General features: G+C 73.8%; 11 protein-coding genes and 1 pseudogene. 5 read left to right on the top strand and 7 right to left on the bottom strand.

Going from position 1 to position 12,425, the window contains the following annotated elements:
• Positions 1-13: 13 nt before the first annotated feature.
• From ACYVGN_RS12385 to ACYVGN_RS12375, 3 genes and pseudogenes are all read right to left on the bottom strand, one after another.
• Positions 14-649, bottom strand: a complete 636-nt coding sequence (locus ACYVGN_RS12385; RefSeq protein ID WP_460791329.1) for a response regulator — start codon at positions 647-649, stop codon at positions 14-16.
• The gene (locus tag ACYVGN_RS12380) at positions 646-1,440 is read right to left on the bottom strand and encodes a sensor histidine kinase (RefSeq protein ID WP_460791116.1); all 795 of its coding nucleotides are present in this window, start codon (positions 1,438-1,440) and stop codon (positions 646-648) included. Before ACYVGN_RS12380 ends, ACYVGN_RS12385 begins: the two co-directional genes overlap by 4 nt.
• A gap of 97 nt (positions 1,441-1,537) precedes the next feature.
• A pseudogene (locus ACYVGN_RS12375) lies at positions 1,538-1,837 on the bottom strand (DUF7134 domain-containing protein); the annotation flags it as partial.
• A 121-nt stretch (positions 1,838-1,958) separates the two neighbouring features.
• On the opposite strand from ACYVGN_RS12375, the gene ACYVGN_RS12370 reads away from it, so the two are divergent.
• Positions 1,959-3,026: a threonine aldolase family protein gene (locus tag ACYVGN_RS12370; RefSeq protein WP_460791115.1), complete on the top strand. Its 1,068-nt coding sequence runs from the start codon at positions 1,959-1,961 to the stop codon at positions 3,024-3,026.
• A 106-nt stretch (positions 3,027-3,132) separates the two neighbouring features.
• Here the strand turns inward: ACYVGN_RS12370 and ACYVGN_RS12365 are convergent, their stop codons facing one another.
• On the bottom strand, positions 3,133-3,753 hold the full coding sequence (locus ACYVGN_RS12365; protein WP_460791113.1) for an NUDIX hydrolase family protein: 621 nt from the start codon (positions 3,751-3,753) through the stop codon (positions 3,133-3,135).
• Positions 3,754-3,907: 154 nt separating this feature from the next.
• Here ACYVGN_RS12365 and ACYVGN_RS12360 point away from each other — a divergent pair, with 154 nt between their 5' ends.
• Positions 3,908-4,567 carry an alpha/beta hydrolase gene (locus ACYVGN_RS12360; protein ID WP_460791112.1) on the top strand — a complete coding sequence of 220 codons (660 nt, stop codon included), beginning with the start codon at positions 3,908-3,910 and terminating at the stop codon, positions 4,565-4,567.
• Here the strand turns inward: ACYVGN_RS12360 and ACYVGN_RS12355 are convergent, their stop codons facing one another.
• Positions 4,568-4,918 carry a TraR/DksA family transcriptional regulator gene (locus ACYVGN_RS12355; protein ID WP_460791110.1) on the bottom strand — a complete coding sequence of 117 codons (351 nt, stop codon included), beginning with the start codon at positions 4,916-4,918 and terminating at the stop codon, positions 4,568-4,570. It abuts the gene before it with no gap.
• 140 nt (positions 4,919-5,058) lie between these two features.
• On the opposite strand from ACYVGN_RS12355, the gene ACYVGN_RS12350 reads away from it, so the two are divergent.
• On the top strand, positions 5,059-9,648 hold the full coding sequence (locus tag ACYVGN_RS12350; protein WP_460791108.1) for an ATP-dependent helicase: 4,590 nt from the start codon (positions 5,059-5,061) through the stop codon (positions 9,646-9,648).
• Complete coding sequence (locus tag ACYVGN_RS12345; protein ID WP_460791107.1) at positions 9,641-10,420, top strand: DNA-formamidopyrimidine glycosylase family protein; 780 nt, start codon at positions 9,641-9,643, stop codon at positions 10,418-10,420. Before ACYVGN_RS12350 ends, ACYVGN_RS12345 begins: the two co-directional genes overlap by 8 nt.
• 4 nt (positions 10,421-10,424) lie before the next feature.
• Here ACYVGN_RS12345 and ACYVGN_RS12340 read toward each other — a convergent pair whose 3' ends face one another.
• On the bottom strand, positions 10,425-11,063 hold the full coding sequence (locus tag ACYVGN_RS12340) for a YitT family protein (RefSeq protein ID WP_460791105.1): 639 nt from the start codon (positions 11,061-11,063) through the stop codon (positions 10,425-10,427).
• A 206-nt stretch (positions 11,064-11,269) separates the two neighbouring features.
• Between ACYVGN_RS12340 and ACYVGN_RS12335 the strand changes: the two genes are divergently transcribed.
• Positions 11,270-11,680, top strand: a complete 411-nt coding sequence (locus tag ACYVGN_RS12335) for a transferase (protein WP_055992031.1) — start codon at positions 11,270-11,272, stop codon at positions 11,678-11,680.
• Here the strand turns inward: ACYVGN_RS12335 and ACYVGN_RS12330 are convergent.
• The gene (locus tag ACYVGN_RS12330) at positions 11,677-12,126 is read right to left on the bottom strand and encodes a thermonuclease family protein (RefSeq protein ID WP_162246647.1); all 450 of its coding nucleotides are present in this window, start codon (positions 12,124-12,126) and stop codon (positions 11,677-11,679) included. The genes ACYVGN_RS12335 and ACYVGN_RS12330 overlap by 4 nt on opposite strands.
• Positions 12,127-12,425: the final 299 nt, after the last annotated feature.

The raw sequence follows: 12,425 nt of genomic DNA, 5'->3' as shown, positions 1-12,425 counted from the left end.
GGCTTCGTCGTTTTCAGTCGAGCCCGTGCTCGAAGGCGAAGACGACGAGCTGCACGCGGTCGCGGAGGGCGAGCTTGGTGAGGATGCGGCTGATGTGGGTCTTGACCGTGGCCTCGCTGAGGAACTCGCGTGCCGCGATCTCGGCGTTGCTGAGGCCGCGCGCGGCGAGCGCGAAGATCTCCCGCTCGCGCTCGGTCAGGTCGCCGTAGGCCGGAGGCACGGGGCGCGGCGCCTCCGCGAAGTGGGCGAACAGGTCGCGGGTCGCGGCGGCGGCGATCACGCTCGAGCCGGCGTGGACCGTGCGGATCGCCGCGAGCAGGAACTCCGGCTCGGCGTCCTTGAGCAGGAACCCGGATGCGCCTTGCCGGATGGCGCGGGCGGCCGCCTCGTCCAGGTCGAACGTCGTGAGCATCACGACCTTCGCCGGATCCGGGTCCTTCAGCAGCTCCGCGGTCGCGGCGAGGCCGTCCATGACGGGCATCCGGATGTCCATGAGCACGACGTCGGGACGGGTCGCGCGCACGACGTCGAGCGCCTCGCGCCCGTCGCCCGCCTCGCCCACGACCTCGAGGTCGGGCTGCGACGCGATCAGCATCCGGATGCCGGCGCGGAACAGCGCCTGGTCGTCCACGAGCACGACGCGGATCATGCCGCTCTCCTCTCCACGGGAAGCACGGCCCGCACGGTGAAGACCCCGGCGTCGGCGCCGGCGTCGAGACGTCCGCCGACCAGCTGCGCGCGCTCGCGCATGCCGATCAGGCCGTGCCCGCCGGGCTCGGACGGGCGCGCATCCGCGCGGACGCCGTTGCGGACCGTCAGCTCGACGCGGTCCGGGAGCCACGCGAGCGCGACGTCGACCGGCCCGCCGTCGCCGTGGCGCAGCGCGTTCGTGAGCGCCTCCTGCAGGATGCGGTACACCGCGAGCTGCGCCGACGCGGGCGGCGTGCCGGGCGGCGCCGGATCGACGTCGACGCGCAGGTCCACGCCGGCCGCGCGCACCTGCGCGTACAGGCCCTCGAGGTCGGCGAGCGTCGGCTGCGGCCCCTCCGCCTCGCCGCCCGACCCGAACTGACCGTGGCGCAGCTGGGTCAGCAGCAGCCGCACGTCCGACAGCGCAGCCCGCGCCGTCTGGCTGATGGTGCCGAGCGCGGCCGTCGCCGCATCCGGATCGGACGCGGCCGCGTACCGCGCGCCGTCGGCCTGCGCGATCACGACCGCGAGCGAGTGCGCCACCACGTCGTGCATGTCGCGGGCGATCCGGCCGCGCTCCTCCTCGACGGCGGCGCGCTCCTCGGCCTGGCGCTGGGCGAGGCGCCCCTCGCGCGCCCGCACGACCGAGCGGTAGAGGGCGCCGAGCGTCCACGACAGCAGCAGCGCGAACAGCGCGGCGACGAACATCAGCACGCCCGCGGTCAGGCGGTCCCACAGCAGGCCCGGCACGTCGGGGGACGTCCACGCGACCCCCGTACAGGTAGGCGACGATCGTGAAGGCGCCGACGAACGCCGACGCGAAGCCCGCCCAGTACACGGCCCTCGTGCCGTAGGCCGCGGTCGCGAACAGCACCACGAAGATCGCCGTGTTCGCGAACGTCGGCTGCAGGCCCGCGAGCATCTGCAGGATCGCGCCGCCCCACGCGACCGCGAGGGCGAGCGGTGGCGACACCCGGCTCAGCATGAGCGCGGCGACCATCGACGCGACCACGAGGAAGAACCACGCGGGCGACATGTCGCCGTACAGCCCGCGCCATGCGAGGGACGCGAGCGCGAAGACCGCGCCGAGCACGGAGTCGATGAGCCATTGCCCGGGCGAGACGTCCCGGATCCAGCCCGGGGGCATCCGGAGCCCCTCGGTCGTCGCGCGCGCATCCATCCGTCTCACCGTACGGTCCCGGGGCGGCGGTCACATCCGTCGCGGGATGTATCCGGGCGGCCCCTGACGCCACCCGTAGGCTGATCGGGTGGATGCCCTGCACGACCGGACCCGCCGCGGCTTCGCCTCGGACAACTACGCCGGCGCCCATCCGGAGGTGATCGCCGCCATCGCGGCGGCGAACGGGGGCCACGAGGTCTCGTACGGCGAGGACGCGTACACCGCGCGACTGCAGGAGCTGTTCGCGGGGCTGCTCGGCGACGGCGTCGAGGCGTTCCCGGTGTTCAACGGCACGGGCGCCAACGTGGTGGCGCTGCAGTCGATGGTCACCCGGTGGGGCGCGGTGATCGCGCCGGCCGTCGCGCACGTCAACACCGACGAGGGCGGGGCGCCGGAGAAGGTGGGCGGCTTCAAGATCGTCCCGGTCGCGACGCCGGACGCCAAGCTCACGCCCGACCTGGTCGAGGCGGTGGCGGGATCCCGCGGGGTGCACCAGGCCGTGCCGCAGGTCGTCTCGATCACGCAGTCGACCGAGCTCGGCACGCTGTACTCGGTCGACGAGATCGCCGCGATCGCGGATCGCGCCCACGCGCTCGGCCTGACCGTGCACATGGACGGCGCCCGGATCGCGAACGCGGCCGCCGCGCTCGACATGCCGCTGCGGGCATTCACGCGCGACGTGGGCGTCGACGTGCTGAGCTTCGGCGGCACCAAGAACGGCGCGATCGGCGCCGAGGCGGTCGTCGTCCTGGACCCGGATGCCGTGGACGGCATCCCGTACCTGCGCAAGAGCGCCATGCAGCTCGCGTCCAAGATGCGGTTCGTGTCGGCGCAGCTCGTCGCGCTGCTCGAGGACGACCTGTGGCTGCGCAGCGGCGCGCACGCCAACGCGATGGCGGCCCGCCTGCGCGCGGGTGTCGAGGCCGGACTGGCCGCGGGCTCCATCCGGGGCGTCGCATTCACGCAGCCGACCCAGGCCAACGGCGTCTTCGCGACGCTGCCGCCCGGCGTCGCCGACCGGCTGCGCGAGCGCTTCCGCTTCTACGACTGGGACGAGGCCACGGGCGAGGTCCGCTGGCTCACGAGCTGGGACACGACCGAGGCCGACGTCGACGCGTTCGTCGCCGCGATCGCGGCCGAGACCACGCGCGGCTGAGTCAGCCCGGTCGCGCGAGATCACATCCCGCCGGCGAGATCACCCGCATCCGGATGTACCTCGCAGCGCGGATGTGATCTGGGCGGCGCCGATGTGATCTGGCGGATCAGCGCAGCGCGCCGACGCTCGCCAGCGCGGTGCGGACGAGCGTCGAGCGGCCGCCCTCCATCTCGGCGGCAAGCGATTCGGAGCACGCCTCCTCCGGCGACATCCAGGTGACCTCGAGCGCGTCCTGGCGCGGCTCGCACGTGCCCGTGACCGGAACGACGAACGCGAGCGACACCGCGTGCTGGCGGTCGTCGTGGTACGGGCTGACGCCCGGGATAGGGAAGTACTCGGCGACCGTGAACGGCACGGGCGACGGCGGCAGCAGAGGGAACGCCATGGGCCCGAGGTCGTTCTCGAGATGGCGGAACAGCGCGTCGCGCACGGTCTCGCCGTAGCGCACACGGCCCGAGACGATCGTGCGCGTGATCTCGCCCATGGGCGTCGCGCGCAGCAGGATGCCCACCTGCGTCACGGCCCCCGTGCCGTCGGTGCGCACCGGCACCGCCTCGACGTAGAGCATCGGCAGCCGGCGCCGGATCTCGGCCAGCTCGATGTCGGTCAGCCACGCCGGGTTGGACGACCCGCCGGGCACGCCGCCGAAGCCCGCCGCGCCCACGGCGGCGAAGTCGTCGTCGTCCGAGCTCTCGTTCGGGTCGGGGTCGGGGGTGCGAACGGCCATGTCTCCTGTATACCCGCACCCACCGGCAACGGACGACGGATGTCCCCGGATCGGGGCAGGTTTCGGCTCGCTCGCTTCGCTCCCTCGCTCAACCTTGCCCCGACGCGCATCAACGCGCTGCGCGCATTGATCCGCGCCGCGGCAAGATGGACGCGTGCCTGAGACCCCCGCCCTCGACGAATCCGCCGTGCTGTGGTCGGGCGACCCGGCCGGCCGACCGCTGCTCGTGCTGCTGCACGGCTACGGCGCGGACGAACGCGACCTGTTCGCCCTCGCGCCGCACCTTCCCGAGGCGTTCGCGGTCGCGGCCGTGCGCGCGCCGCTCGAGCCGCCGTTCCCCACGCCGGGTCGATCGTGGTACCCGATCGAGGGGCTCGAGAGCCGCGATGCCGCGCACGTGACGCGTGCCGCCGAGCGGCTCATCGAATGGCTGGATGCCGTCGCGGGCGAGGCGACGTCCGTGGGCCTGCTGGGCTTCTCGCAGGGCGGCGCGGTCGCCCTGCAGGCGCTGCGCCTGGACCCCGAGCGGTTCTCGTTCGTCGTGAACCTGTCGGGCTACGCCACTCCCGGGGATCTGCCGCGCGACGCCGAGCTGGCCGAGCTGCGGCCGCCGGTGTTCTGGGGCCGCGGGGCGCTCGACGACGTCATCCCCGAGTGGCTCGTAGCGCACACGACCGACTGGCTGCCCGGGCACAGCGAGCTCGTGGGGCGGATCTATCCGATGCTGCGCCACGCGGTCTCGGAGCAGGAGCTGGCGGACATCCTGATGTTCCTCGACAAGCAGCTGGAGCGCGCGGAGGACGGCGCGCGGTAGTCAGGACGCGCAGGCGACGCACCGGGTGGCCGTGGGGCGGACCTCGAGCCGTCCGGGTGGGATGGGCCGGCCGCAGCCCTCGCACACGCCGTACGTGCCCTGCGCCAGTCGCGCCTCGGCCGCGCGCAGCGCCTCGAGCTCCCGGAGGGCCGCGGCGCGGAGCCCGGTGAGCCGCGACCACTCGTCGGCCAGCGTGGCGCCCTCGGGATCGTGCTCGTCGTCCGCGGTCGAATCGCTGCGCGCGGCACCGAGGCCCTCGAGCGCCGCGTCGTGCGCGCGCAGGGCGGCCTCCGCGCGGGCGCGCTCGTCGGCGAGGATGCGGGCGAGCGCGTCGCGCGTGGTGGAGTCCATGGATCCATGGTGGGGGATCGGACGGGTGGACAGGCTTCAGAACGTTTCGACTCGCTTCGCTCGCTCAACGAGCACGGGGCGGGCGGCATGTGTCGTCAAGGGGTGGCCGGGATGTCGGCGGCGCGCGGGAGGATAGAGCGATGGACGTGCTGGATCGGTTCGCGCCCGCGACGCGGGAGTGGTTCCGCGGCGCCTTCCGGGCGCCGACCAGCGCCCAGGAGGGCGCGTGGGACGCGATCTCGCAGGGCCGGCACGCGCTCGTCGTGGCGCCGACCGGATCGGGCAAGACGCTGTCGGCGTTCCTGTGGGCCATCGACCGGATCTTCCGCGAGAAGGAGCCGGGCTCGGAGCGCACGCGCATCCTGTACGTCTCGCCGCTGAAGGCCCTCGGCGTCGACGTCGAGCGGAACCTGCGGTCGCCGCTCGTCGGGATCTCGCAGGCCGCACGCCGCCTGGGCGTGGACGCTCCGGATGTCTCGGTCGGCGTGCGCTCGGGCGACACCCCGTCGTCCGACCGCCAGCGCCTGGTGCGCCACCCGCCGGACATCCTGATCACGACCCCCGAGTCGCTGTACCTGATGCTCACGAGCCAGGCGCGCGAGACGCTGCGCGAGGTGCACACCGTGATCGTCGACGAGGTGCACGCGGTCGCGGCGAGCAAGCGCGGCGCCCACCTCGCGGTGAGCCTCGAGCGGCTCGACGACCTGCTCGAGAAGCCCGCGCAGCGCATCGGGCTCTCGGCCACGGTCCGCCCGATCGACGAGGTCGCGCGGTTCCTGGGCGGCACCGCGCCCGTCGACATCGTGGCGCCCCGCGCGTCGAAGACGTTCGAGCTGAGCGTCACCGTGCCGATCCCCGACATGCAGAATCCGCCGCCCGCGGCGGGCGCGACCCCGGCGGCCGAGACGGGCGACGACGGCGAGTGGTTTCAACCCGAGCAGACGGAGATGACCGGATCGATCTGGCCTCACGTGGAGGAGGCGATCGTCGACCGGATCCTGGCGCACCGGTCCACGATCGTGTTCGCCAACTCCCGGCGCCTGGCCGAGCGGCTCACGGCGCGGCTGAACGAGATCTACAGCGAGCGGCTGGGGCTCGACCTCCCGGAGCCGGCGGTCCCCGCCGCCAGGGAGGCGCAGGCGGGGCAGACCGCCGGGGCCGATCCCGTGCTCGCGAAGGCCCACCACGGGTCGGTGTCCAAGGAGCAGCGGGCGATCGTCGAGGAGGAGCTCAAGTCGGGCGCCCTGCGCTGCGTGGTCGCCACCAGCAGCCTCGAGCTCGGCATCGACATGGGCGCGGTCGACCTGGTGATCCAGGTCGAGGCGCCGCCGAGCGCGGCCAGCGGCCTGCAGCGGGTCGGCCGCGCCGGTCACCAGGTGGGCGAGATCTCGAAGGCCGCGCTGTTCCCCAAGCACCGCAGCGACGTGCTGCACACGGCGATCGTGACCGAGCGGATGCTCGCCGGGCAGATCGAGTCGATCGCGGTGCCGCAGAACCCGCTCGACATCCTGGCGCAGCAGACCGTGGCCGCCACGGCGCTCGGCGCGGTCGAGGTGGAGCACTGGTTCGAAACCGTGCGCCGCAGCGCGCCGTTCCGCTCGCTCCCCCGCAGCGCGTTCGAGGCCACGCTCGACCTGCTCGCGGGACGTTACCCGTCCGACGAGTTCGCCGAGCTGCGGCCGCGCCTGGTGTGGGATCGCGACGCCGGCACGATCGCCGGCCGTCCGGGCGCGCAGCGGCTCGCCGTGACGAGCGGCGGCACCATCCCCGACCGGGGCCTGTTCGGCGTGTTCATCGCGGGCGAGACGCGGAACGCGCGCGTGGGCGAGCTCGACGAGGAGATGGTCTACGAGTCGCGCGTGAACGACGTGTTCACGCTGGGGACCACGAGCTGGAAGATCGTCGAGATCACGCACGACCGCGTCAACGTCGTGCCGGCGTTCGGGCAGCCGGGCAAGGTGCCGTTCTGGCACGGCGACGGGCTCGGACGTCCCGCCGAGCTGGGCGAGGCCCTCGGCCGGTTCGCGCGCGAGCTCACGTCGGCCGCGCCCGAGAAGGCCGAGCAGCGCCTGCGCGAGGCCGGGCTCGACGACAACGCCCGCGGCAACCTGCTCGACTACCTCGCCGAGCAGCGCGAGACCACCGGCACGCTGCCCACCGACCGCACGCTGACCGTCGAGCGCGGCCGCGACGAGGTGGGCGACTGGCGGATCATCCTGCATTCCCCGTACGGCATGCACGTGCACGCGCCCTGGGCCCTGGCGGTCAACGCGCGCATCCGGGAGCGCCTGGGCGTCGAGGGGTCGGCGGTCGCGAGCGACGACGGCATCATCGCGCGCATCCCCGACGCCGAATCGGAGCCTCCGGGCGCCGAGCTGTTCGTGTTCGATCCGGATGAGCTCGAGCGCATCGTGACCGATGAGGTCGGCGGGTCGGCGCTGTTCGCCTCGCGGTTCCGCGAGTGCGCCGCACGCGCGCTGCTGATGCCGCGCCAGAACCCCGGCAAGCGCAGCCCGCTGTGGCAGCAGCGCCAGCGGTCGGCGCAGCTGCTCGAGGTCGCCCGGCGGCATCCGACGTTCCCGATCATCCTCGAGACCCTGCGCGAAGTGCTGCAGGACGTCTACGACCTCCCCGCGCTGCTGCGGATCGCGCGGAGCATCGGGGAGCGCCGCATCCGGCTGATCGAGACCGAGCCCGCGCAGCCCTCGCCCTACGCGCGCGACCTGCTGTTCGGATATGTCGGTGCGTTCATGTACGAGGGCGACTCGCCGCTGGCCGAACGCCGCGCGGCCGCCCTCTCGGTGGATCCGGCGCTGCTGAGCGAGCTGCTGGGCAAGGTCGAGATGCGCGAGCTGCTCGACCCCGAGGTGATCGCGCAGTTCGAGGCCGAGGCCCAGCGCCTCGCGCCCGACCGGCGCGCGCGCGGCGTGGAGGGCGTGGCGGATCTGCTCCGCGTGCTCGGGCCGCTGTCGGCAGAGGAGGTGGCCGAGCGGCTCGAGCCCGACCCCGAGGCCGCCGGCGCGCAGGCGCACCTCGACGCGCTGGTCGACGCGCGCCGCGCCATCCGTGTGTCGATCGCGGGGCAGGACCGCTACGCCGCGATCGAGGATGCGGGGCGCCTGCGGGACGCGCTCGGCGTCGCGCTGCCGGTGGGCGTGCCCGTGGCGTTCCTGGAGCCGCTGCCCGATCCTCTCGGCGACGTGGTCTCCCGGTACGCCCGCACGCACGGCCCGTTCACGACCGCCGCCGTGGCCGAGCGGCTCGGCATCGGCCCCGCCGTCGCGCGCCACGCGCTGCAGCGGCTCGAGGGTCAGGGCCGGCTGGTCAGCGGCTTCTACCTGGCCGACGCGGGGGTGAGCGACGAGCCGGAGTGGTGCGACGCCGAGGCTCTGCGCCGCATCCGGATGCGCTCGCTCGCGGCCCTGCGCGGCAGCGTCGAACCCGTCTCCCCCGATGCGTACGCGCGGTTCCTTCCCGACTGGCAGCACGTCACCCGGCCGCTCGAGGGCGTCGACGGCGTGCTCGCGGTGGTCGACCAGCTCGCGGGCGTGCCGATCCCCGCGAGCGCGTGGGAGTCGCTCATCCTGCCGTCGCGCGTCGGCGACTACGGGCCCGCGATGCTCGACGAGCTCACGTCGACCGGAGAGGTGGTGTGGTCGGGGCACGGCTCGCTGCCCGGGCGCGACGGCTGGATCGCCCTCCACCCCTCGGACGCGGCGCCGCTGACCATCCCCGAGCCGGAGGTCGAGATCGCCCCCGACTCGCTCGAGGCGCGGATCCTCGCGGCGCTCGCCGGCGGCGGCGCCTACTTCTCGTCGCAGCTGCGCGAGCTCGCACAGGCCGAGAACGAGGCGTCGACCGTCGAGGCGCTGTGGAACCTCGTGTGGGCGGGACGCGTCACGAACGACACGTTCGCGCCGATCCGCTCGCTGCTCGGCGCGGGGTCGCAGGCCCACCGGTCCGCCCGGCGCACGCCCCGCGCGCGGATGTACCGGGGCGCCTCGCTCGCGCGACCGAGCTTCGCGGCGAACGCACCGCGCCCGCAGGCGTCGGGCGGGCGCTGGTCGCTGCTGCCCCGGCCCGAGCCGGATGCCGCCCTGCGGCACGCCGCGACGGCGTCGCTGCTGCTCGACCGCTACGGCGTGGTGACGCGCGGTGCGGTGCAGAACGAGGGCGTTCCGGGCGGGTTCGCGCAGGCGTACCGCGTGCTGGCGGGCCTCGAGCAGGCGGGCCACTGCCGCCGCGGCTACCTGATCGAGAAGCTCGGCGCGGCCCAGTTCGCGACGTCGCCCACGATCGACCGGCTGCGCCGTTTCTCGGGCCTGCCGGATTCGGCGCCGCTGCGCGCCGTGACGCTCGCCGCGACCGACCCCGCGAACCCCTACGGCGCGGCCCTGCCCTGGCCCGCGCTCGACGCCGTGCGGCACCGGCCCGGCCGCAAGGCCGGGGGCGTGGTCGTGCTGGTCGACGGCGCGCTCGTGCTGTACCTCGAGCGCGGCGGGCGCACGGCGCTCGCGTTCACGGACGACGAGCAGGTGCTCGGGGCCGCCGCCGATGACCTCGCCGGCACCGCGCGTGCCCGGCGCCTCGAGACGCTCACGGTCGAGCAGGTCAACGGCGAGTTCGTCTACGGCACGGCTGTCGGGCGCGCGCTGCGCGAGGCGGGGTTCGTCGAGTCGCCCAAGGGGCTCACGCTGCGCAAGGTCGTCGCGGGGGCGGCGCGTGCCTGAGGGCGACACCGTCCATCGCACCGCGCGGCGCCTGAACGCGGCGCTCGCGGGGCAGGTGGTGACGCGGTTCGAGATCCGCGTGCCGGGCAGCGCGACCGCCGACCTGCGCGGCGAGGTCGTCCACGAGGTCGCGGCGCGCGGCAAGCACCTGCTGCACCGGATCGGCGACCGCACCCTGCACTCCCACCTGAAGATGGAGGGCGAGTGGCATGTGTACCGCACCGGCGAGCGCTGGCGGAAGCCGGCGTTCAAGGCCCGCGCGATCGTCGGCGCCCGCGGGTGGGAGACCGTCGGGTTCGACCTCGCGATGGTCGAGGTGCTGCCCACGCGCGACGAGTCGCGGGTCGTGGGCCACCTGGGCCCCGATCCCCTGGGCGCCGACTGGGATCTCGCCGAGGCGAGCCGGCGCGTGGCGGCCGACACCCGGGCCATCCACGTCGCGTTGCAGGATCAGCGGAACGTCGCGGGCTTCGGCAACGAGTACGCGAGCGAGCTGCTGTTCCTGCGCGGAGTGCATCCGGAGCGTCCGGCGGCCGACGCCGACGTGCCGGCCCTGCTCGAGCTCGGGGTGCGGACGATCCGCCGCAACGTCGAGCTGCCGGTGCGCGTCTTCACGGGCGACAGCAGGCGCGGCTTCGAGCGCTGGGTGTACGGGCGCGAGAACCGGCCGTGCCGCCGCTGCGGCACGGCCATCCTGCGCGGCGCGCTGGGCGCCGACCCGACGCGCGAGCGCGTGGTCTACTGGTGCCCGCGCTGCCAGCCCGCCGGATGAGGGCTCAGCGGCCGATGTAGCGACCCTCGCGGTGGTTCATGGCGAGCACGAGGCTCATCACCACGGCGCCGACCGCGCTCAGCAGCACGATGTACCAGGGCAGCACCAGCAGGGCGCACACGATCACGACGACGTCCAGCGTCATCTGGGTCCAGCCCGCCCGGAAACCGGTCCGCTCCTGCAGCAGCAGGGCGATGATGTTGACCCCGCCGACGCTCGCGCCGTGCCGGAACAGGATGAGCAGCCCCACGCCGGCGAGGAGGTTGCCCGCGAAGACGCCGTAGACCGGGTTCAGGTCGTGCACGGGCAGCAGCACGCCGTCGAGCACGGAGAGGCCAGCGACGCCGCCGATGCAGACGGCGGTGAGGATCGTGAACCGCGCGCCCTTCTTCCAGAACGCGAGGACGGCGAACGGCAGGTTCACCAGGATGAAGATGAGCCAGAACGGCCAGTCCGTCGCCTGGTCGAGCAGCAGCGCGAGCCCGGCCGTGCCGCCCGTCACGGCGCCGCTGGCCTTGAGCAGGTAGAGCCCGAGCGCGGCGACGAACGTGCCGACCACGATGCCCTGCACGTCGTCCGCCACCGTGTGCCGGGCCTGCTCCCAGTCGAAGACCAGGGTGCGGTCGGCCGCATCGTTCGCCATGCCTCAACGATACGAGAACGCGACCCCTCATCCGGCGTGCAGATTGCTCAGATCCGGAGCGCTCCGGTGGACGGAAACGGGGCGCATCGAACCGTTTCATCCGACACGCCCGGACAGCGGGAATCCCGCCCCGATCCGGGAATAAGCCGTCAACGCGCTCCGTTGATCCAGATGTCCGGCCTCGACCGGGGCCGAGGGAAGGCATCGTGGGCAAGAACTACGTCGACATCGAGAACGAGCACGGCGAGACTCTGCGTTACCGGAAGCACGTCAACGGACGCGGCCTGGTGGCGCACGGCGCGAAGGTGCATCCTGACGCGCGCGTGGAAGCCGGGGCCTATATCGAGCCCGGCGCGCAGGTCGCCGCAGGCGCGACGGTCGCGCGCGGCGCCTGGGTCGAGTCGGACGCGCTGATCGGACCCGACGCCTACATCGACGCCAACGCGCACGTGGGCCCGAAGGCGACCATCGGCGCGCGGGCGCACATCGGCGTGCGGACGCGCGTCGGTGCCGGTGCGCGCGTCGCCAAGAACGCCAAGATCGGCGACGACGAGTCCATCCCGGCGGGCGGCCACGCCGCGACCGATCGCCGCGGCAGCCTGCACCTGGCCGCCTAGCGCTCACCACCCGAGAACTCGGGGCACATGCCCCAGATGCCCAGGCCCTCGGCCTGGGCATCGTGCTGTGCGGCGAGCAGCGCCGCGTAGTGCGCGTCATTGCGCCCCACCCGGATCGCCTCGCCCGCTCCGGATGCCACCAGCTCCCGGTTGACGAAGGTCCCGTCCTGGGTCCACACGTAGAGCAGCGCACGACCGTACCGATCGCGCTCCTCGATGTCCGCCGCCGCCCACACGGGCGCGCCCACCGGCGCCATCCGCCGCAGCGCCTCGCGCGCCTCGTCGGCGCCGCACTCGGGCTCATCCGACCCGGACGCCCCCGGCCCCTCGGGCGTATCCACCCCGATCAGCCGCACCCGCTCGACACCCCCGTCGGCCCGCTCCAGGCTCAGCGTGTCGCCGTCATGCACATACTCGACGACCCACCGCTCGGCCCCCTCCGGCACCCCTCCCGAAGGCGTCCCGGTCCCAGGCCGCAAGCCCGACCACCACACCAATGCGGCCCCGACCACGACCACAACAGCCGCCACCACGCTCAGTCCCCGCCGCATCCCGGCCCTCATCCCTCCCCCGTCACCTCGACCGCTGTCGCCCGCCCCGCGGCACAGCGCACCACCCCGCGGCACAGCGCACCACCCCGCGGCAGAGCGCAGGCGCAGGGGGTCCGGTCGCGAACTAGGTGTACTGCCCAGCCAGGTTGTTTGAGATCCGGCTGATGGGCGGGAGCTTCCCGATCGCGGTGTGG

The organism is Microbacterium lacusdiani, from assembly GCF_054779895.1.
The sequence above is the reverse complement of the archived record's forward strand: the minus strand, read 5'-3'. Positions and strand labels throughout refer to the sequence as shown.